Below are 1,568 nucleotides of genomic sequence, written 5' to 3'. Positions count from 1 at the left end.
CGCTCCAGAAAGGAGGTGTTCCAGCCGCACCTTCCGGTACGGCTACCTTGTTACGACTTAGCCCCAGTCACCGGTTTTACCCTAGGGCGCTCCTCGCGGCAGCGCACTTCAGGCACCCCCGGCTTCCATGGCTTGACGGGCGGTGTGTACAAGGCCCGGGAACGTATTCACCGCGCCGTGGCTGATGCGCGATTACTAGCGAATCCAGCTTCATGGAGTCGGGTTGCAGACTCCAATCCGAACTGAGACAGGCTTTCGGGTTCCGCTCCCTGTCGCCAGGTGGCTTCCCGCTGTACCTGCCATTGTAACACGTGTGTCGCCCCGGACGTAAGGGCCGTGCTGATTTGACGTCATCCCCGCCTTCCTCGCAGCTTGCGCCGGCAGTCTCGACAGAGTCCTCAGCCTGACCTGTTAGCAACTGTCGATGGGGGTTGCGCTCGTTATGGCACTTAAGCCGACACCTCACGGCACGAGCTGACGACAACCATGCAGCACCTCGACACAGGCTCCGTAGAGCCGAACCCTTTCAGGTACGTTCCTGTGTCGTTTGAGCCCGGGTAAGGTTCCTCGCGTATCATCGAATTAAACCACATGTTCCTCCGCTTGTGCGGGCCCCCGTCAATTCCTTTGAGTTTCACCGTTGCCGGCGTACTCCCCAGGTGGAATACTTAACGCTTTCGCTGTGCCACCCAGGGCTCATTCGCCCCGGACAGCTAGTATTCATCGTTTACTGCGTGGACTACCAGGGTATCTAATCCTGTTCGATACCCACGCTTTCGTGCTTCAGCGTCAGTCGGGCGCCGGTATGCTGCCTTCGCAATCGGAGTTCTGCGTGATATCTATGCATTTCACCGCTACACCACGCATTCCGCATACTTCTCGCCCACTCAAGACCGTCAGTTTCAACGGCGGGCGGAGGTTGAGCCCCCGTATTTTACCGCTGACTTGACAGTCCGCCTACGCACCCTTTAAACCCAATAAATCCGGATAACGCTCGCATCCTCCGTATTACCGCGGCTGCTGGCACGGAGTTAGCCGATGCTTTTTCTTCGGGTACTCTCGACTCCGCCACACGTGGCGGAATTTGCTCCCCGACAAAAGAGGTTTACAACCCGTAGGGCCGTCATCCCTCACGCGACTTGGCTGGTTCAGGCTCGCGCCCATTGACCAATATTCCTCACTGCTGCCTCCCGTAGGAGTCTGGTCCGTGTCTCAGTACCAGTGTGGGGGACCTTCCTCTCAGAACCCCTAGACATCGTCGCCTTGGTGGGCCGTTGCCCCGCCAACTAGCTAATGTCACGCATGCCCATCCGTTGCCGGAATCGCTCCCTTTGGCCGCAGGGCCATGCAGCCCCGCGGCATTACGCGGTATTAGACGGGATTTCTCCCGATTATCCCCCTGCAACGGGCAGGTCGCATACGCGTTACTCACCCGTGCGCCGGTCGCCGGCGGCAAGGATTGCTCCTCGCCCCGATGCCCCTCGACTTGCATGTGTTAGGCCTGTCGCTAGCGTTCATCCTGAGCCAGGATCAAACTCTTCGTTGTTTGTATCTTTTTTCTTATTTTT

Annotated in this window: 1 rRNA gene; it reads right to left on the bottom strand. The window is 58.3% G+C overall.

The features are described from left to right. Nucleotides 1–8 precede the first annotated feature (8 nt). A 16S ribosomal RNA gene (locus E5354_RS14110) occupies nt 9–1,546 on the bottom strand. Nucleotides 1,547–1,568: the final 22 nt, after the last annotated feature.

Origin of the sequence: Muribaculum sp. NM65_B17, assembly GCF_004793735.1 — a bacterium.
GTDB lineage: Bacteria > Bacteroidota > Bacteroidia > Bacteroidales > Muribaculaceae > Muribaculum > Muribaculum gordoncarteri.
The sequence above is the reverse complement of the archived record's forward strand: the minus strand, read 5'-3'. Positions and strand labels throughout refer to the sequence as shown.